This window comes from Nitrospira calida, assembly GCF_976986435.1.
Genome location: NZ_OZ335950.1, coordinates 1711779 through 1729298, shown reverse-complemented (window position 1 = coordinate 1729298; position 17520 = coordinate 1711779). Strand labels below are relative to the sequence as shown.

The 17520-nt window shown below is 59.1% G+C and carries 19 protein-coding genes, 2 pseudogenes and 1 CRISPR repeat array (1 of these 22 cut by a window edge); of the genes and pseudogenes, 4 read left to right on the top strand and 17 right to left on the bottom strand.

The window, feature by feature from the left end; genetic code table 11:
• Positions 1–70: direct repeats of the CRISPR family, unit length 36 nt; it reaches 559 nt to the left of the window's first position.
• Positions 71–288: 218 nt separating this feature from the next.
• Together cas2 and cas4g/cas1g are read right to left on the bottom strand one after the other, a co-directional pair.
• A complete protein-coding gene (cas2, locus tag ACWHTU_RS08625; protein ID WP_447863117.1) occupies positions 289–570 on the bottom strand; it encodes a CRISPR-associated endonuclease Cas2 in 282 nt (93 codons plus the stop codon).
• A 3-nt stretch (positions 571–573) separates the two neighbouring features.
• Positions 574–2328, bottom strand: a complete 1755-nt coding sequence (gene cas4g/cas1g, locus ACWHTU_RS08620; protein WP_447863116.1) for a CRISPR-associated endonuclease Cas4g/Cas1g — start codon at positions 2326–2328, stop codon at positions 574–576.
• A 103-nt stretch (positions 2329–2431) separates the two neighbouring features.
• Between cas4g/cas1g and ACWHTU_RS08615 the strand changes: the two genes are divergently transcribed.
• Positions 2432–3004, top strand: coding sequence for a Uma2 family endonuclease (locus ACWHTU_RS08615; protein WP_447863115.1), 573 nt, complete (start codon positions 2432–2434; stop codon positions 3002–3004).
• Positions 3005–3043: 39 nt separating this feature from the next.
• Here ACWHTU_RS08615 and ACWHTU_RS08610 read toward each other — a convergent pair whose 3' ends face one another.
• The 11 genes and pseudogenes from ACWHTU_RS08610 to ACWHTU_RS08560 all read right to left on the bottom strand — a co-directional run bounded on the left by ACWHTU_RS08610 (position 3044) and on the right by ACWHTU_RS08560 (position 13055).
• Entirely contained in the window at positions 3044–3469 is a 426-nt protein-coding gene (locus ACWHTU_RS08610) for a hypothetical protein (RefSeq protein WP_447863114.1), read from the bottom strand.
• 308 nt (positions 3470–3777) lie between these two features.
• Positions 3778–4002 (bottom strand): annotated as a pseudogene (locus ACWHTU_RS08605) (HEPN domain-containing protein); the annotation flags it as partial.
• A complete protein-coding gene (locus tag ACWHTU_RS08600; protein ID WP_447863113.1) occupies positions 3999–4331 on the bottom strand; it encodes a nucleotidyltransferase domain-containing protein in 333 nt (110 codons plus the stop codon). The gene ACWHTU_RS08600 and the pseudogene ACWHTU_RS08605, both read right to left, overlap by 4 nt.
• 217 nt (positions 4332–4548) lie before the next feature.
• Complete coding sequence (locus ACWHTU_RS08595) at positions 4549–5682, bottom strand: type I-G CRISPR-associated protein, Cas3-extension family (protein ID WP_447863112.1); 1134 nt, start codon at positions 5680–5682, stop codon at positions 4549–4551.
• The gene (gene cas3g, locus ACWHTU_RS08590) at positions 5679–8618 is read right to left on the bottom strand and encodes a type I-G CRISPR-associated helicase/endonuclease Cas3g (protein ID WP_447863111.1); all 2940 of its coding nucleotides are present in this window, start codon (positions 8616–8618) and stop codon (positions 5679–5681) included. The genes ACWHTU_RS08595 and cas3g overlap by 4 nt, the downstream gene beginning before the upstream one ends.
• Positions 8611–10188, bottom strand: coding sequence for a type I-G CRISPR-associated protein Csb2 (csb2, locus tag ACWHTU_RS08585; protein ID WP_447863110.1), 1578 nt, complete (start codon positions 10186–10188; stop codon positions 8611–8613). The genes cas3g and csb2 overlap by 8 nt, the downstream gene beginning before the upstream one ends.
• A 1-nt stretch (position 10189) precedes the next feature.
• Entirely contained in the window at positions 10190–11443 is a 1254-nt protein-coding gene (gene cas7g / locus ACWHTU_RS08580; protein WP_447863109.1) for a type I-G CRISPR-associated RAMP protein Csb1/Cas7g, read from the bottom strand.
• Between the two features lie 52 nt (positions 11444–11495).
• Positions 11496–11783 (bottom strand): hypothetical protein, encoded by a 288-nt coding sequence (locus ACWHTU_RS08575; protein WP_447863108.1) that lies wholly within the window; start codon positions 11781–11783, stop codon positions 11496–11498.
• A complete protein-coding gene (locus ACWHTU_RS08570) occupies positions 11767–12000 on the bottom strand; it encodes a hypothetical protein (protein WP_447863107.1) in 234 nt (77 codons plus the stop codon). Before ACWHTU_RS08570 ends, ACWHTU_RS08575 begins: the two co-directional genes overlap by 17 nt.
• Positions 12001–12090: 90 nt before the next feature.
• Entirely contained in the window at positions 12091–12411 is a 321-nt protein-coding gene (locus tag ACWHTU_RS08565) for a hypothetical protein (protein ID WP_447863106.1), read from the bottom strand.
• Entirely contained in the window at positions 12408–13055 is a 648-nt protein-coding gene (locus ACWHTU_RS08560; protein ID WP_447863105.1) for a nucleotidyltransferase, read from the bottom strand. The genes ACWHTU_RS08565 and ACWHTU_RS08560 overlap by 4 nt, the downstream gene beginning before the upstream one ends.
• A gap of 466 nt (positions 13056–13521) precedes the next feature.
• On the opposite strand from ACWHTU_RS08560, the gene ACWHTU_RS08555 reads away from it, so the two are divergent.
• Positions 13522–13788, top strand: coding sequence for a type II toxin-antitoxin system Phd/YefM family antitoxin (locus tag ACWHTU_RS08555; RefSeq protein WP_447863104.1), 267 nt, complete (start codon positions 13522–13524; stop codon positions 13786–13788).
• Positions 13789–13820: 32 nt separating this feature from the next.
• Here the strand turns inward: ACWHTU_RS08555 and ACWHTU_RS08550 are convergent, their stop codons facing one another.
• Both ACWHTU_RS08550 and ACWHTU_RS08545 read right to left on the bottom strand, forming a co-directional pair.
• Positions 13821–14129: a hypothetical protein gene (locus ACWHTU_RS08550; protein WP_447863103.1), complete on the bottom strand. Its 309-nt coding sequence runs from the start codon at positions 14127–14129 to the stop codon at positions 13821–13823.
• Between the two features lie 316 nt (positions 14130–14445).
• Positions 14446–14628, bottom strand: a pseudogene (locus ACWHTU_RS08545) (ORF6N domain-containing protein); the annotation flags it as partial.
• A 212-nt stretch (positions 14629–14840) separates the two neighbouring features.
• Here ACWHTU_RS08545 and ACWHTU_RS08540 point away from each other — a divergent pair.
• Together ACWHTU_RS08540 and ACWHTU_RS08535 are read left to right on the top strand one after the other, a co-directional pair.
• On the top strand, positions 14841–15056 hold the full coding sequence (locus ACWHTU_RS08540; protein WP_447863102.1) for a hypothetical protein: 216 nt from the start codon (positions 14841–14843) through the stop codon (positions 15054–15056).
• A 25-nt stretch (positions 15057–15081) separates the two neighbouring features.
• Positions 15082–15684: a nucleotidyltransferase gene (locus ACWHTU_RS08535; RefSeq protein ID WP_447863101.1), complete on the top strand. Its 603-nt coding sequence runs from the start codon at positions 15082–15084 to the stop codon at positions 15682–15684.
• Between the two features lie 75 nt (positions 15685–15759).
• Here the strand turns inward: ACWHTU_RS08535 and ACWHTU_RS08530 are convergent, their stop codons facing one another.
• Together ACWHTU_RS08530 and ACWHTU_RS08525 are read right to left on the bottom strand one after the other, a co-directional pair.
• A complete protein-coding gene (locus tag ACWHTU_RS08530; RefSeq protein WP_447863100.1) occupies positions 15760–16122 on the bottom strand; it encodes a hypothetical protein in 363 nt (120 codons plus the stop codon).
• A 378-nt stretch (positions 16123–16500) separates the two neighbouring features.
• Entirely contained in the window at positions 16501–17484 is a 984-nt protein-coding gene (locus ACWHTU_RS08525; RefSeq protein ID WP_447863099.1) for a helix-turn-helix transcriptional regulator, read from the bottom strand.
• Positions 17485–17520: the final 36 nt, after the last annotated feature.

The window sequence follows — 17520 nt, the reverse complement described above, 5'->3', positions numbered from 1 at the left end:
ATGGTCGATTGACTTCCGCGCATGGGTGCGTTGAACTTCAATGGGGCCGCGGCATTGCTGCCGCGGAATCTCTGCTCTCATGGATGTCTCCGTTTTTCTGTCTGTCCTGACGCACTGTGCGAGCGCTTCCGCTTTCCAGCCAACGTGTCCTGACACCGCGCACGTGTGTCACCTCCTCTCATCACTTCTACGCCGGCAACTCAAGTGGTTGCAGCGTCGCGAGTGCTGCCGGGTGTTCCCCCGGCACCCCACCGCTCGCGCCGCACGGCACGCATTCCTTCACACCACTTACGCGTGTCGCTTCACTTGCGTGAACCCCTTGCCCAGCGATTCGATACTCTTAATCGGCCGTCCCTCCGTCGGCCCCAGGTCCACAATGAGCACATGGTCTTCCTGATGATTGATCACCTCGGCCAGTGCCGCTTTCATCTTGATGACATCGATCTCCGGGAGGTCACACTGAAAGACCGAAAGCTGTAAATGCGCGCCGAATCCCTTCATCGTTCTATAGACGCGCCGTAATCGTTTCGGATCACAGATATCGTACGCCACAATATACAGTCGCCGCATGGCTCACCGGGTTGTGAACGCCGGATAGTGTGGGATTTCACCGAGCAGATACCGTCCGAACAGACGAGCCTGTACCTCCAGAACGCGACGATAACTCACCTGATAGCCAAAGACCGGATGCGTAATTTCCTGGCTCATCCGCCGTTCGTAAGTTTCGATAAAGCGCCGTCGCCCCTCCAGCGTGAGCGCGACAGTTCCCATACGCCGAATAAAGTCCGTTGATCGCACCTCACCGTTGTTGATCGCCGTGAGCACCGCGGAATCCGCGATGAGCGGACGAAACTCCTCCATGAGATCCAGCGCCAAGGCCGGTCGCCCGTAGCGCGGCTGGTGATAGAACCCGAGAAACGGGTCGAGCCCTACCGCGTGGAGGGTCACCGTCCACTCGCGAGTGAGCATCGCATAGGCTAGGGATAAGAGCGCGTTCACAGGGTCCTTCGGCGGTCGGCGGTTCCGCCCATCGAAATCAAATTCCGGCGGCTCCCCATCCGCCTTGAGCATGCCCCTGAATTCCGCGAAGTACCGGCGCCCGGCGGTTCCTTCAATACCCAACAACTCCTCCAGCGACTGCGCCTGGCCCGCATGCTGCAGGTCGCGCTTCAGATCCTGCAACACCGTCTCCGGCGCGGCGATGTGATTGCGCCGCAAGATCGTTCGGCAATTCGCAATCTTCGCCTGCACCAACCGCGATGCGAGCCGGAGACAGAACCCCCGATCCATCGCGGCGGCGTATTGGCGTCGCCGCAACTCCACGTTCTTGTGGATCAGGCCGGTCGTGAGACCATAGAACCAGCCGCCGCTGGAGAGATACGAAATCGGAATCTCTCGCTGACACAATTCCTGGACCACTTGCGTGCTGACCTGCACGTGACCAAAAAGCACCAGATGAGACACTTCCACCAATCGGGCTTCCGCCAGCACCTCGTCATGATCGACAACCTTCAAACAATCTCCGTCCTTCTTCACACGCGCGCCCGGCCGTTGCACATAGAACGGCAGCGCATCGTCCCGACTAGGCAACAACCGCCGCACCGTCGAGGCCGCCGGCTCGTCATCCTTGTGCTCCTGCTTGTGCTCCTGGCGCAACCAACCGATCTCATCCGGCAGACAGATGCTCACGAGCGAGCAGCGCGGACATTTCGGGCTGTCCATCAACGGCGGCGGGATGATCCCATCCCGGGCCACCTGTCGCATCTGGTGGATCAAGGCGAGCGTCCGTTCAATCAACTCCGGATCGAACGCGATCGCCACCCGCTCTCGTGATCCCGCAAAGTAGAGAAAACCGCCGTCGCACTCGAACCCGTTGTCGCGCAAGATAAGCCCCTGCGCGCACAGTTGCACCCGCTCCGGCTCCCACGCCCCCTTGTCCACATGCGGCCGCTTGCCCCGCTTGTAGTCCACGGGGGCCACCGCGTCCCCGACACCTTCGACCAGATCGATCTTGGCCGTGATCCCCAGTCGTTCCGACGACAACCAGACAGACCGCTGGTGGATCATCGTATCGTCTTCCACCTCAGCGGAGGTACGGGGACAGGCACCGGCTTCGCCGGAGCCAGTCCCCACCTGCCGTTTGGGACTCTCGTCCACCCGCCGGTGGTGAAACCGCCCCTCCACTGTGTCGGCGCTGTCGGCGAATTCGCCTTGCACCCACTCCAGATAGGCCAAACGAGGACAATACGCGAATTCGTTCAGCATCCTGACGGGAAGGAGCGGCTCCTCCATTACCGAGAGAGGCGTGTCACCGACTTCCTCACTCATACCACCACTCCTTTCGCTATTCAGTTGTCAAAGAACCGGGCCGATCGCTTGTGATCGGTCACCCCGTTTGTTAGACTTGCGGCAAGCCGATGCGAGGCCGACGATGTCCGCACCCGCCATCCAAACCAAGCGCTGGACCCGCCAGGAATACGACCGCATGGCCGAAGCCGGCATTTTCAATCCGGACGAGCGCGTGGAATTGCTCGGCGGAGAGATTCTGATCATGACGCCCCAGAATAGCCTGCATTCCGCCACGATCGGCCTCGCGCACACCGCGCTTCAACACGCCTTCGGCCGCAACCATTGGATTCGTATCCAATTGCCGCTGATCATTGACCCCGACTCTGAGCCAGAGCCGGATCTCGCCGTCGTCCCAGGAAACCCGAGGGACTATGTCAAGGAGCACCCTCGCTCAGCCCTGCTCGTTGTCGAGGTCGCCGACGCGACGCTTGCTCTGGACCGTGACCGGAAAGCCCACATCTACGCCCGCGCCGGCATCCCGGAATACTGGATCGTCAACCTCACGGAGCGTTGCCTGGAGGTCTACCGCGACCCAATGACACCGCCCGGCCAACCCGCCTCGTACCGTGCCGTCATGAAACTTGGTCCTTCCGAAACCATTGCTCCCCTCGCCGCCGCCTCGACGACGATCGCCGTCGCCGACCTGCTCCCGTAGGCGCTCCCCCTGTTGCTTGCTCCTTCTCCCTCGTGCCTCTCACTCGCCGACGATGCTCCACCCTGAGCCGAAGGGATTCGTCGGGCTGTCGAACCGGAACGGACTCCCCGCGCCGAACGGATTGTTCACGCTGTCCGGCGAGAAGGGACTGCCATACCGGCCGAACGGATTGCTCACCGAATCGGGGTCAAACGGATTCACACTCAGTCGCCCGCGATAGTTCCCTTCGCGGTCGTAGAGCCGCGGCGCCTGCGTGGCAAAGGGATTGGTCGCCGACCAAGGACTGAACGGACTGCCGTATCGCCCAAAAGGATTCATCGGGCTCTTGTAAAGAAACGGCGATCCGGCGCCATACGGATTCGCCAGCGAATTCGGATGGAAAGGATTCGCGCTCAGGTCGCCGAGATACTCCGCCTGTGTGGAAACCGGACCGGCGAACAGGAGCACCGCGATCAACCACCACATGGGCCCCTCCTTGCCTGTACAATCCCCCCTTTGCCGACTCGCCGTCTCACGCATCAACCTCACGCTTCACGAACGCCGCCCCGTCTCTCCCGCCGGCATGAACTGCCCCAGGCCGAAGTGCCACATGGCTGGCTTATTCCAGACCCTCACCGGGAAACAACTTGGTGATCAGCGACCGAGCCTCCGGCAAGTCGTGCCGAATGTCTTCGAGTTGCAATCCCTCTTCCCCGACGCTGGGATAACGTTCCCCCAATGTAGAATCCGGACACTCGTTCGCAGACCGGCCGCAAGGCCGATAGATCAGGCATGAACGCGGCCGCTTCGTCGAGGAGGCTTTGCAACGTATGGACCTTCTTCAATTTCCATCCCTGGCTGAGTAGGAAGGCCTTCAGATATCTCTCCAGGGCTTGCTGCAAAAAGAAGCCGGCTCCATCCGCATCCCCATCGGCCAGCAAAACATGGATCCGATGCCAGTCCCGGCGAGCGACCTTCAACCAATCCTCCGCGTAGGGCGAATCCGGTCGCTCCGTCACAGATCCACCCCCGTTCGAACAATCTCCGCCACAAACTGATCCCCACGCGCCAGACGGGTCGCCAACTCCTCCGGCGTCAGCACAATCGGCGCAAGAGGCATCCCATGGCTGATGTCTCTCACGAGAGCCAGCATCGACCCCATGCGTTCATAAAACCGTTCCTTGGTCGGGGCGACTACCAACAGGTCAATATCGCTGTGCTCAGTCGGCTCACCGCGCGCGACTGATCCATACACCAGCACCCGTTCCGCGCCATATCGGTCGCGCAATCGGTCCGCAATCGCCTTCAAGGCTGCCTGTGTCACCACGCCCCCAGTCGTCGTCCCCATTGCACCGCCTCCTGTTGATCTCCTCTAGCCCTCACTCACGGTCTGAACGGTCCCAGCTCTGAATGCCGCCGCATCATTTCACACTTCACATTCATTTTTCTCGACGGTCGCATCGCGCTTTACCCCTGCCCTCTCGCGCCTCACGCTTCCCCACCGGCATGAACTGCCCCAAGCCGAAGTGGGCAGAGTGGCCAAAACTTACAGCACGGGTCCCGGTTCATAAAGCCTTTGCTTGGCTGAAGTTAAGCTTGAAGTTGGCTCCCTCGCCAACCTTAATCCGTCGTGCACGAAACACGGCCACGATTCCAAGCGCTTGAAGGACTGATTTATTTAGTCTGTCCAAGCAGAGGTCAGGAACCTGCAGAAGAGCGCGGATTGTGTCTAGACCAAGGGGAGCTTCCCAAAGAGGCCACGTGGAGGAGAGTTCGCCATTGATATGACTCCACGATGTAGTACCCAGCCCCTTTGTTGTCGGAGCCGATGAGAAAAAGACAAGGCCACGATATGCAAGAAGATTGGCCATCCACACCGTGCGGGGTTTATTATCACTAGCAGTCGGGTCACGGTCCATGAGGGCATAACGACGATCCTCGACCGGATCCCACCTCATGGAAAGTGTTTCTTCTTGATAGGTCCATGGCTCGAATAGTGCCGCGTGTACCCGTTCCCGTGTAACTTTCTCAATAAGTTCGCGTACAGTGTCTAAAAAATACTGGTGGCCCGAGCCAGTAATGAAACAGAACGGTGTTGCCTCTATGCGGTTTGACTCGTTTTTGGTGCAAGCATCAGAAGCAAAACTCGCCAGCAGGTCAAGTGACTCACGATCAGTATGATTGGCGCTTTCGAGAAAGTTTTGAGAGTGCTCACGAAACTCTTCTCCTGTGCAGTCCAGATGTTTGCCGAGAGCAAGCTCTGGGCGTGGAACCGCATCTTTCAAGGCATCGAGCCATGCCCGACGTTTCTGTGAGAGAGCTTCTTTAAGCGGTTCGATCTCTGTTTCGATCGCCTTCTTCCGCTCATCTCCGCGCAGACGGCGTTTCTTGATTTCATCTCTTTTGTTTTTAAGCGCCGTCTTGGCTTTATCGAACTCTTCTTGCGCTGCTTTCCTTTTTTCTTCCGCCTCACTGGCCACCGGCGTCCCGCGTAAGGCCTGCGCCAGCACGTCGCTCAATTGCTTTGGGTCTTCAGCGGAAATCCCCTCCAACACCGGCGTCCACCTCACGGTCCGTCGCCATCTCAGCCTGGCATGTGTTTGGCCAACTTTATGGAGTGTCGCCAAGGTTCCGAGGGCCGCGAGGAACCCTAGTGGGTTAGCTCCGTCTAGTGCTGGCAACTCCAAATGCGCATTCATTTGGCTGTTTCCTCACTTTGGCTCCCGGTCATGATGAACACGCTGCCGTACCAATCTCCGAGACGCAGGATCGCTTCTAAATAGGCCAGCCCCCACCACCCATATCGGCGGGTGAGTCGCCAGAAACGTTCAGCGACCCCAGAGTCCGCACGATGGGCAGGAACAAGCTTGGCTCGATCTTCAGCAGAAAGCTTGATGGCATATTCACCCAACTGGCCGCATATCGATGGCGGAGTCGGGTCAATGCTAACGGGTGCGAATGGACGCGCATACCCGTGGTGGCTGGCAATTAGATGCAGAACCAGGTCTCGGGTATCATCTGAAATATTCGCAAACTGTTGAGCAAGCTGCGCTGAAAGCATCTCGTGCCGAAAATTATCGGGAAGCCTACTGGCCTCTCGAATTTCACGGCGTCTGGCTGCTGACCTCGGAACGTCAGCCGACTTAGCCAACGGTTCTTCGGCAACAGCAAGCTCGTTGCCTTGTCGCAAGACGAACTGGAAACGCTCATCCAGTTTCCCTACATCATGCCAATAGGCGGCCAGCCTTTCCGGCTCTATGACTTCTTGTGGCAAGCAGCGGGTTGCCAGTTTGCCCACCGCCCACTTGACCGACGCACTATGGATGTCCAACGACACCTCCCGTTGCCCGGCGGGCGTCACGGCAGAAGTCAGATCGTCCTCATCGGCAAAAGGATCGAGTTCCTGGATATTCCGGCTACTTGGCCTCGCTCGTGCAACAATCCCCCCTCCGGGATGGCACTCGAAGCGTCCGTTGCGCACGGCCTTAAGCAAGCCAGCAATCCAATGAGGGAGCCCTGGCAGGCCATCATCTTCAGGCCTATGCTCCAACACCGCGTCTATGGCCTTCTGCACAGCATCACGTTCCCAGTCGGGCGCTTCAGCAAGGTCGAGCAATTCCCGCAAAGGAGGACAATCTTCCAACCAGGGCTCCAAGACCGCGTGATTCAGCCGAAGTGCAGGCGGATGTCCAGCCTTCTGCCGTGCTGGTTCCCACAAATCAAGCATATCCTTGCCCATTGCTTCCGAACCCACCGACTGACCAAGGCCGGCAATGCCGTATTCTGCCGGCGTGATCACAACGTCGTTTGGGCGTATGTCGGAGGCGCTGCGGACGAGCGCCGAGTGCGTTCGGCCGCGCCAGAGGAGGCACGGACGAATGCGATCGGGCATGTCTTCTTCTAACGGACGTTCCCCTTCCAGATCAGCATCATCACCGACTTCCTCAGATTGCGCCAACCACCGGCGTAGGCGATAGAGCGGCACAGAGAGCATTTCACCGCTGACAGGAGGGCACAGCGAGACGATTTCCACCCAGCGAGTGGGTTCCTTTGTACCAAGGTCAGCACGCCAGAGCACCTGGACTTCAGGGGTACCTCGCTCTTTCCCGTGCAAAAATAGCTGAATGTCCGGCTCTGGATGCGGCGTCTGGCTCGTCTGGCACAGGAGATCGAGGTGCGCGGGAAGCAGTATGGGTGCGTCGGGTTGAGGCGCAAGATAGGAAGACAGATCCTCCACATCGCCCAAGGCGGTTTTGAGCGTCTCAAATCCGAAGTCGATAATTCTCTTGCCCTTCTTTCCACCTCCCACGGTATTGGCCTTGTCATTGAGAAGTCGCCATGTTTCTGCCATCGCTTTGCCGTAGATTCGATCTTCATCATTCTCCTCATCCTTGTCGCGAATGAGAATCGTCGCCGGAGACTCATCGGTCTGTCCCATCCGATTGAGTCGTCCAAAGCGCTGGCGTAATGCGTCGAGGCTGGCACATTCGGTAATGAGCGCATCGAAGCTGAAATCCGCCCCCACCTCGACACATTGGGTTGATACCAGCACGATTGGCTTGTCGGGCTTCTCCGGAGATGCCGCTCGTAAAAACCTCTCCCATTGGGCCACCAGACCGTCTCGTTCATACGGACGGATGCGACCGGTAAGCAGCACGACATGAGCCTTGCCTTCTACTTGGTCCCGAAATTTCAGTGCAATCTCTTCAGCCGTGTGGACACGGTTCACGATCACCGCAATGCGAATCCTCCCGTCTTGGAGATAGCCGTCCGCACGGGAAACCGCTTCCTCCACCAGCGGGTCGGTCCCATTGCCACGGGCCGCCCTCGCTTCCACCAACTCAGCCGGTTTGGCAGCATGCAGGCGGGCTTGGAGGGTTGGATGATTAAGAGCCCTTTCGCGTTCACCTCCCGGGAAAATCGCACCAGCCGGTATATGAGAAGGAGGCGTTGCCGAAAGAGTGACAAAGGCGAACGGCGTTCGGATGGGCCGCTCTGCCCATTGTTCTCCTCGATACCGTTCGATGCTCTGCATCGTTTGGAGAAACGGTACAGAGCAATGTGCCTCGTCAAGCAGGATGAGACTGTCATGGGCTGTGAGCCCGGCAAAGATCGAGGCTGTTAGATCGCTCCGGCCATAGCCGCGAAAGAGTATCCTAGACCCCAACTGATCAACGGTTGATGTGACCACAGCGGGTTGAGACGGCAAGCGTGCCCAACCGTCGTCACTGAGCATCCCACCCCGCAACCGCGCAACGGCCAGCGGACGGTCTGTCCCGCTGATCTGCCTGAGACGATGCGCCACTTCTTTGAGCGGGCCTTCGTCGGCCTGCCTTAACTTCCTAGCCATGCGCTCCGCTCGGGCATAGGCTTCGTCCACGACAATCCGGCGATCTACGACGAACCAGATCCGGCGCGGGGCAGTGCGCCGCTCAACCGGCACATCGTGCTGGCAGGCGAGCGCATACACGGCAATGTCCATACAGGCCGTCTTGCCTGCCGCTGTGGGAAGGTCCAGCACCTGAGGCCAGCCATCTTTTGCGACCCGTTCGGCAAGCATGGTTTGCCACGGAAATGGTTCATATTCCCATAGGGTCTTAAAAAACGTCTCGAAATCCGGAAACGGATCACTCATCTTCCTGAACCTCCGAAACCGCTTCGAACATGGGACGGCAACAACCGTAACCGCGGTAGCGGCCTGCCCCAAGAAGGACCGGGCCACGCACTGGCCGGTCGAACACAAGAATGGCGTGAGTATGACGCCGCAGGCTGTCATCCTTGCGACGCAGATGGGGGAACAGATGAGCGGGAGGAACGCCTAGGTGTGCGGAGACCGGTGTCACAATGACCTCTCGTGGTTCCGGCAATCCAATGCGAGTACAAGCCTGGCGAATCATGTCAGCAACTTCAGCCACATAGGTCGCTTTATCAGTAGATTTAGGATGGCGATCATACACAATGGGAGTAACTGTAGCCCAACGCTTGTGGCCATTTGGATGGGCCGTCCATGTGGCAGGGCTGAGGGTAAAGGGAACACCCTCGCGCGTTTCTGCTTCCAATCGCCAAACCCCCAGACGTCCGAGTTTAAGGTGCCTGACTTGGCTCGCCGCTTGTAGAATTCCACGGCGATCATCCCGGGAAAGCTTAGCAGGAAAGATCAATCCCAATCCCATCAAGTGCCCGTCTGCATGCTCGTGCCCAACAAATGCCAAAGGAAGAAATGCAAGATGCGGCGCCTGCAATACGGCGCCATTTGAATCGTGTCCACTTAATATCTGACGAACCGTTTCAGGCAGACCGTTGCTGTGACTCAAGAGCGCATCTCGCCACCGTTGGATCAAGGCAAACACACAGGGGAGGTCGAGATACCGGTAGGGCGAATTTTCTGGTTCAAGCTTCAGCACAAGCAAATATGGATCGAAAACAGTTCCCGGCGCTGCGGCAGCTTCTCCTAGCTGCTTTGGCCTGGCGTACCCTTGGGTGATAGTGAGGCGAGGGCGATCCTGTCGGGGTGGTCCATTGAGAAATTCCTCTTTCAGTCTTTTCTTTGCTAACTTCTGCGCCTTTTTATCGGAATCGTCTTCCGCGGCCACTTTGAGAGAACAGTAATTTTCGACGGCTTGCCCGTTGTAGAGGAATTCGAGCCTTTCGAGCGTGCCTGGCACAGCCACACGCAGGCAGATAACAGCCCGATCTTCATCTGGTACCCAGTTTGATTCACCCACCTCCTCTGGCCTTGCAACCCACATCTGCACAAGCGAAGAGGAGTGCCCAATGCGAGTGACCTTGCCGCATAGGGATTTTAACGCAGTCAGTATCGGCTCCCCAGGCTCAACACCAGGCCATATGAGAAAGACGGTGTCCTCCTCCAACCACGCACGGGCAAACGTGCGGGGCTGACGGGCGCGTGTGAGTGGAGCAGATTGGAGCATTGCAGATGAGGGTCCAGCCTTATCGTTCACAGGAACATAATGGGTGACCACCGCTCGTTGCACCTCTTCCGGAACCTTCATTTCCGGAGGCGGCTCCATCTCCAGCCATTCGAGCGCTTGTCGCTCCGTCGGATCCGCCCCGGTCTGAAAATGAGCCGCGGCCATGGCCATGAAGATACGACCAGGGTGGGGCGGCCACTCGGCTCGTTCGCGGTTATCGAACTCAGCCGCCGCCGAAAACCCATTCAAATAGCGAATACCCAGCGCGAGCATGTCACGCCTCCGCTGTTTGCTTTGTTGCCTCGATCTGGCTAAGGCGCACCAGTTTCAGCAACTCAGGTGAGGGCTTCAATGATGGAAGCGGGTCTTTTCTCCATGGCAAGCCTTTCTGCTTTGCGATTTCAGTTGCTTGCTTGAGGATGCTAACTGCGTCCTCGCTCGTCAGACAATATCGGGCAGGAGGGTGTCCTGGTTTGTCGAGCAGTTCCCACTCCATGGGACCCTCAGGCCAGAGCAGGCAACGGGAACGCAGCCCCATCCCGGATTCAAACGCAAGGGTCGCGGCGCACAACCCCAGCGAGGCGAGGACTGTGCGAGCAGCCGCATCAACCTCAGGATCTACTTTGCCATTGAGTGGGAAGCGAAGCCGCCGCAGGCAAATTAGCGAGAGGGTGGTGACTTGCTCAGCATATTCGATGGTCACGCCAGCGTAATGATTCTCTTCTGTCTTGCGATCACGGACTTTCGGAAAGGGCACACTGCTGTGATTGACGGCAGACGGGGCGACGACCCCTTTTTCTTTAGGATCATCTGAAACCTTCCAATCAAAAGCGCTGTTTTTGATGATCGGAACTTTATTGCTTGCTTCAAATGGATCCTTCCGCACACCCCTGAGAAGATCGCCAACGTGAGCGTCAATACCAACGATCTCAGAGACTATGGCTCTCTCGAACTTCGGGCCGAGACCACCCTTAGGGCCAGTGGAATCCCACATGCCGAACAACAATGCCGTCGGACACAATTCGAACAACGGTGTCGCATTAGCAAGGCTGACAGTGTTGAGAGCTTTTCCCTTTTCTGATTTGCGAAAGGCTATTCCATCGACTTGACTATCCCGTAAAATGGCATCAGCAATCCGGTGCGGTACCTGAAGACTGGTAATCTTACCAATAGCGTCGATGAGCTTTCCTGCTTGTTCGTCGGCTTCGACATCGCCGGAGGGTCCATACTCAGTAAAGTCCACCACCAAGACAGGGAGTTCGATTTTCCCCGCATCCAGCGCTTCCTGCAATGCCAGCTCCATCCGATTGGCCTGACTCTGGACACTGTCAAGCAACACACACGTGACAGGCTGCTCACGCCCAAGAACACGCCGCTGTTCGACTGCATAGACTGCACCGGCGAACGTCGGAGGAAAAACTTTGTCGCCTTGGCCTCCTGCTGGCTGGATCCGCCTCCTACAGCGAAAAGCTGCTGCTGAACCACGCACAGCTTGTTGCAATTTCTCCAATGACAGCGCCTCACTCATGGACTGGTCCTCCTTTGTTACACCAAAATGATGAAAGCCTGCCCAATCACAATCACTCCAGCACGGCCCTCTCGCGCACTTTTACAATTGCGGCCAGGTGCCGCCAGTGGCTCTCCCCAAGTGACGGGTCGTTGACCGTTGCACCACGCGCAGATTCGCCAGGACGTCTGGCAGGCGCCGCCCACAACTGCCGAGAAAGGTCTTCCATCTCCTCCAGAGCCTTGAGGATGTCTTCCAACAGCAATTGCGCCCAGCGATGGAGTTGTTCCCGGCAGGCGCCTTCGAACGTCGTCAGGCACCCGTCGCTGTCCGCCGGCCGTGACTCATATTCCGGCATCATCTTCCAACCTCATGCGCAGGTGCGGGCTGTCGAAGTCGTCCCGTTCTCGTCGCCGCCACAGCCACGCCAGGACCGCCATGGCCGTCTTGCCCAAGCCCGTCGGCACAGGCACCAATTGGGGCAAGGCCTCCCCGCAGGCGAAGCGGGCCTGGAACGGAAAGGGCGCATACCCAGTGACCTGTTGAAACCATCCCTTGAATTGATTGTCCGCCACCACGCTCCCCTCACCTTCTCCTCTGGAAAACCAGAGAGCTATTCTCCGACAACCATGTTCGCCCGGTATCACCTTCTTTGGAACCGAACACGATCAATCCAAACCGCTGGCGCTGGAGTCCTTTGAATCTGCTCGGCCCGCCCTTTGCCTGAATCCTCCTCGGTCCTCGCCCTCCACCACGGCCAAGACCGCGCGGAGCTGGTCGGGATTGAGATCCCGCCCATAGAACCGCAGCACGAGCGCCCGCCGCACCTCGGCAGGCGTCGCCTGCGGATTTCGGGCCAGCACCGACGCCCGCACCAGCCGTTGCGCAGCCTGGTGCATGGAACAACCCATCTTGAGCCGTTCCTCGCCCGAACGGGCCAGCAACATCGCCCGAAACCGCTGCTCGATCTCCGGTGCCGTGTCGGTCATGAACAGACCTCACGATACAGGGCGCCTACGCCTAGCCGATCGGCCCATTGCACCAAATAGTCTTTGTCGAGGTCCGGAACGCTCAGCAGCAGGTTGCGGACATCCTCAAGCTGCCGCTCGGATCGGCTGTCCTTGGCCCACTCCAGTTTGGAAAGAATCAAGTCCTCCGGCGCCACGATGCACACCTCTTGGCCTTCCACTGCGACCCACCTTCTGCGGGCGAACTCTGTACGCCGGTACTCGGTGTCCTTTCGTACAATGAGATCCACTTTGACCACCGAGGCCGTGTGGATCATGTTGAACATCCCCCTTGTTTCGACGGCGTGTCGCGCCATGTCGCGGTCAATGTAGAACTCGTCCTCAAACAGCGCCACGACGTGATCCGCCACACGCTCGCCGATCTCGACCACCAGATCAATGTCGCGGGTCATCCGGGGAACGGCATAGAAGTTGACGGCTATCGAACCTGTCACCATATAGGGGATGCCCGCAGCGGCCAACCGCCGTGCCACCAACTTCAGCACTTCCAGCTCTTCACTCATGAATACCGACCAGTCTTTGTGTGACTTTCCGTAGGCTGTCCCCTCATACCGCCACAGCCAGCCCAGCACCGCCATCGCCGTCTTGCCGAGGCCCGTGGGCATGTGCACCAAGAAGCCTCCATTGCTCGCCCCCTCACCCACCCCCTCTCCCGCAAGGGGAGAGGGATCGGATGCTTGCCCCTCACCCTTGCCCTCTCCTGCAGAGGGGAGAGGGATCTCTGTCACTGGGGACAGGCACCGCGTGGCGGAGCCAGTCCCCGCAGGCAAAGCGGATCTGGAACGGATAGGGCGTGCAACCGGTGGCCTGCTGAAACCACTGCGTAAACGCCTTATCCACCTTTGTCATGTTTTCCATCGCACCCGGTTCCTCTCCCTGCCCCAACCCCGCCTTACCAAGGCAGAGAGCTTTGATTCCCACTCAGGCCGCTATCCAACGGCCCGAACGGCACGCCGGGGTTGCACTTGTTCACCACGTATAGGTGGTACAGATGCATGTCGGGATCGTCGACGTGTTGACATGTGTTGTACATCGCTGTACTTTTTTTAACGTGTTCAGCCGGAGGAGCTGATGAAACTTTCGATCAGCGAAGCGCGCAGGCGACTGCCGGCGCTGGTTCGCCGGGTCCGACGAGATGCGGGCGCCCGCGTGGCAATCACAGTTCACAACGAGGTCGTCGCGGAGCTTCGCGCCGTGCGTCCCGAACCCGAGCCGGGAACGGCAGCGAAAGCGCTCCTCCGCCTGATGAAGAAACTGCCGAAGCCGCGCGGTCGGAAGCGCTCGATCTCCTCCCACGTGAAAACCCATCTCTACGGGCCGCATGGCGCGATCCGCTAATGGCCCTTCCCGCTCTGGTATTTTGCGACACTTCATTCTTCTACGCTTGCCTTGATCCCAAGGACACCAACCATGCAAGAGCGCAAGCCCTGGTCACGGAATCGGCCGCCGCCGGCACGACGTTTTGCACCACCTGGGATATCATCAGCGAAACGGTGACACGGCTGCGGTACCGGCACAACTTTCAGGCCGCGCTCGCGTTTCTCACTGATGTGAAGCCCGGCCTTCGCATCGTCGCCTGCGGCGATCGTGTGCGGGAGGAGGCCGAACACATCTTTTCGATCGTACGCCCGCGATCGTCGGCTCTCCTTCTGCGATTCGATTTCGTTCGTTGTCGTCACCACACTGCTCGATCATGTTCCGTGCCTCACCTTTGATGCAGATTTCCGCAGCCTTGGTTTGACCGTTCTGCCCTGATCCATCACTATCGCCTGCTCCGCCCGCTCATTCCTCCATCCAGCGGCGCGAAGGGTATGGCGGGGGCGTTCGATGGATTGAAACGAGCGGCTCATCCGCGATGCCGTTTCAGTTTGCCTGTGCCGGAGGATTTTATCTCAATCCGATCCGGCGCCCCGGCGCGGCCGGTTGACTTACCAGTTTCCGAATGGCTTCAAAAAGCGATCGAATGTGTCCATCGCGGCGCGCCGGAGACCACTCCAACTCGAACATGAAATCGCCTGGGAATCGCTCCCGATTCCGCTTGACCGCCTGCACTAGCGCGTGAGCCTCAACTCCTTACAGCTCAGCCAGACCCGTGCTGAGTATGACCTTGTGCCCACGAATCAGAAAAATCCGCCGTTCGACTTTCTCTTGGACCAAGAGGGAGCGATCACGCCTCATCTGGCGCCTATCCTGTGGGACCCCCGCCGCCACAGCCCTCCCCGCACCACCATCGCGGTTTTGCCCAGGCCTGTCGGCACATGCACCAAGAGGCTCGCATTGCCCCCTTCCCCTCACCCTTGCCCTCTCCCACGGGGCGGAGAGGGTTGTTCCGTCAAGGTCACGGCGCGGGCGCATCGGCCGGCTTTGCCTTCCGATCCGGTTCCTGTAGAATGCTGACCATGGCCTTCGATCCCGCGAACCCGCCCATCTGGCTGCGCAAGCTTCATGTGACCGCGGCGCAGATCAGTCCGATGGATTATCCGTCCACGCCGGAAGAGGGCATTCTGGCCGTCTGCCGACTGTCGGATGAGCATCTTGCTTTAGCCAAAGCCTTTGCGGCCGCGCTCTATTCCCACACACCAGAGGCCGAGTCCGAGAAGCCATGATTCACCTCCTGCCGTTGGTAACGGCGTGACGACAGACGATCTCCATGAAGAACCAGCGTCACCCCTTTCACCCGGCCTTCAGTCTCTTTTGGCCGATGTCCTGGCTGATCTCTCCACACTGTCCGTTCCCCATTGTCTCATCGGAGCCGCGGCTCTCGGAGCTTGGGGGCGGCCTCGAGCCACGCACGATCTTGATCTGCTCATCCTCGTCGATCAGGGTGCCAAAGAACGGCTCATCGCTCGCCTGTCATCGTCCGGTATCACAGTCAATCGGCAGTGGCAGGCGGCCAATCCGATGGCCGAAACCAGAGTGACTCGTTTTGTCTCGCAGCGTCATCCCGACTACCCGCTTGATCTTGTCTATGCCTCAGACCGACATGAACGCGAGGCATTGAGACGGACACGGACGGTCCAGCTTCATGGGCTCTCGCTCTCCGTCGTGAGCCCGGAAGACCTGATGATCCTCAAACTTAAAGCCGGCCGGCCGACAGATTTTGACGACGTGATCGGCATCGTCAAGAATCCGCACCTTCGACTCGATCTCGACTACCTCTGGAACTGGGCGGATCATTTGGGTTTGCAGGGCGAACTGCATTACGTGCTCCAGGCAGCCGGAGGCGAGGGCTAGCCCATCAGCACCGGCCCTCTCCTTTTGCCTCGTCACTCCGCTTTCCATTGCCCCCGCAAGCCGTTCTCGCACCCCTCAGCGTGCACTCCGTCGTCCCTTTCCCCCATCCAGCGGTGCGAAGGGCACGGCGGGGTTGAACTGATTGGCCGGATTTAACGGATTGTCCGGATGAAACTGATTCGCCGGATTGAACGGGTTGTTCGGGCGGAATTGGTTGACCGGATTCGCCGGATTGCCTGGGTCGTAGCGGTTCGCCGGGTTGAAGGGGTTGTCCGGATGATACGCGCTGGCGGGATTGAGCGGATTGTCCGGCCGATAGCGGTCGGCGGGGTTGAAGATGTTGTAGTCGCGCTCATACTTCGGATCGAATCCGCTCTCGGCCCAGACCGGCGCGGCAGCCAACACGAACATGGTCATGACCAGTGCAGCGTCTCGCATGGCCGCCTCCTTTCGCTTTCCCTCCCCCCTCTCCCCGCAAGGGGAGAGGGGGGACGATGAAGGGGTTCTCGCCCTGCCCTTTCCCCCATGGGGAGAGGAATGTTTAGCTGGCGACGAGCGTAGCACGCACCTATGACATCCGAGGTCATGTTCGCTGACATTTTCTACGCTGTGAATTCTTCCAAGCCTACCGGCACTTATCGGCACCGGCGGGGAGCCGCCAGCCGGACCCAGTGACATCCGAGGTCACCCTCTGAAGACAGTTGTCTGGTCTATCTGGTGCGCAGTCCGTCTCGTTTATTTCGTGCGCGAGATCGGAGAAACCAGACGGACGAGACAAACCCGAGAGACCAGATCGACCAATTCCGAGGACCACGTTTACGATCCCTCCAAAATGTTCTTGGCTTCTTTCTTGACCGCTTGGCGCAAGGAGTCCGGCCGCACCACCGTGACACCGCTGCCGAAGCTCAGGACCCAGCCGACCAGTTCCCGCGTATCCGCCACCTGCAAGGCCATGCGGAGTCGGCCTCCCTTGAACGGAGTCAGTTTCTGGCTCGGATGCCAGACGCGGTCGCGGACCCAGGCAGCGGTCGCCTGGTCAAATAAGAGTTCCACGTCGATGCGCTTGCCTCGCATGACGGTCAGGGCATCCTGCACATAGGCATCCAAATCAAACCCTAACGGCATTTGATACGGATGGTCCGTCAGGGTCACGGAGCGAATACGCTCGACGGCAAACATCCGCACATCGTTCCGCAGATGGCAATGGCCGACCAGGTACAGCCCGCCCGACGCATACCACAATCGATATGGATCAACCTCCCGGCGGGTCATGCGTCCCCTAGACGCCGAGTAGTACCGCATCTGGACCGTCCGGTGCTTGTCGATGGCCTGGGCCAAGCGGTCGATGGTCTCGCGGTGCTGCCGGTACCGTTTGTGCGGGCCGATGCCGACAGACAACATGTCTTGCACCCGGCCAAGGTACTGATGGCTGCCCGGCGGCAACACGGCTGCGGCCTTGTTCAACGCGGAATCCAGCGCGGACCGGATATGGGTGCCTTCGAGCGGTTTCAGCAAATGCCGGCTGATCAGGAGAGCCATCAGTTCGGTCGGCGAGAAGGTCAGAGGTAAGTTGCGGTAGCCGTCCATCAGGCGCCAGCGGACGCGGCCGTCCACGCGTTCGCTGATCAGCGGAACCCCGGCGGCCTCCAGCGCCTCCAGATCGCGCCGGAGCGTCCGGGGGTGCTTGAGATACTCGGGGGACAGCGCCTCCCGCAACTCTTCCAGGGTGAGGCCGGCACGCGAGGCTTCGAGCTTGTGTACGATGAGCCATTGGCGGGTGAACTGCTCGTTGCGCGGCATCGCCACGTTCCTGGAAGGAGGGTCGTAGGATACCTA

What these genes read in the sequence shown, in the direction of transcription:
- ACWHTU_RS08615 (WP_447863115.1), top strand. Translation starts at nt 2,432, where the DNA reads ATGTCCGCACCCGCCATCCAAACCAAGCGCTGGACCCGCCAGGAATAC.
- cas3g (WP_447863111.1), bottom strand. Translation starts at nt 8,618, where the DNA reads ATGAGTGATCCGTTTCCGGATTTCGAGACGTTTTTTAAGACCCTATGG.
- ACWHTU_RS08595 (WP_447863112.1), bottom strand. Translation starts at nt 5,682, where the DNA reads ATGAATGCGCATTTGGAGTTGCCAGCACTAGACGGAGCTAACCCACTA.
- ACWHTU_RS08525 (WP_447863099.1), bottom strand. Translation starts at nt 17,484, where the DNA reads ATGCCGCGCAACGAGCAGTTCACCCGCCAATGGCTCATCGTACACAAG.
- cas7g (WP_447863109.1), bottom strand. Translation starts at nt 11,443, where the DNA reads ATGAGTGAGGCGCTGTCATTGGAGAAATTGCAACAAGCTGTGCGTGGT.
- csb2 (WP_447863110.1), bottom strand. Translation starts at nt 10,188, where the DNA reads ATGCTCGCGCTGGGTATTCGCTATTTGAATGGGTTTTCGGCGGCGGCT.
- ACWHTU_RS08560 (WP_447863105.1), bottom strand. Translation starts at nt 13,055, where the DNA reads ATGCCCACGGGCCTCGGCAAGACGGCGATGGCGGTGCTGGGCTGGCTG.
- ACWHTU_RS08575 (WP_447863108.1), bottom strand. Translation starts at nt 11,783, where the DNA reads ATGATGCCGGAATATGAGTCACGGCCGGCGGACAGCGACGGGTGCCTG.
- ACWHTU_RS08610 (WP_447863114.1), bottom strand. Translation starts at nt 3,469, where the DNA reads ATGTGGTGGTTGATCGCGGTGCTCCTGTTCGCCGGTCCGGTTTCCACA.
- ACWHTU_RS08555 (WP_447863104.1), top strand. Translation starts at nt 13,522, where the DNA reads ATGAAACTTTCGATCAGCGAAGCGCGCAGGCGACTGCCGGCGCTGGTT.
- ACWHTU_RS08600 (WP_447863113.1), bottom strand. Translation starts at nt 4,331, where the DNA reads ATGGGGACGACGACTGGGGGCGTGGTGACACAGGCAGCCTTGAAGGCG.
- ACWHTU_RS08540 (WP_447863102.1), top strand. Translation starts at nt 14,841, where the DNA reads ATGCTGACCATGGCCTTCGATCCCGCGAACCCGCCCATCTGGCTGCGC.
- ACWHTU_RS08565 (WP_447863106.1), bottom strand. Translation starts at nt 12,411, where the DNA reads ATGACCGACACGGCACCGGAGATCGAGCAGCGGTTTCGGGCGATGTTG.
- cas2 (WP_447863117.1), bottom strand. Translation starts at nt 570, where the DNA reads ATGCGGCGACTGTATATTGTGGCGTACGATATCTGTGATCCGAAACGA.
- cas4g/cas1g (WP_447863116.1), bottom strand. Translation starts at nt 2,328, where the DNA reads ATGAGTGAGGAAGTCGGTGACACGCCTCTCTCGGTAATGGAGGAGCCG.
- ACWHTU_RS08530 (WP_447863100.1), bottom strand. Translation starts at nt 16,122, where the DNA reads ATGCGAGACGCTGCACTGGTCATGACCATGTTCGTGTTGGCTGCCGCG.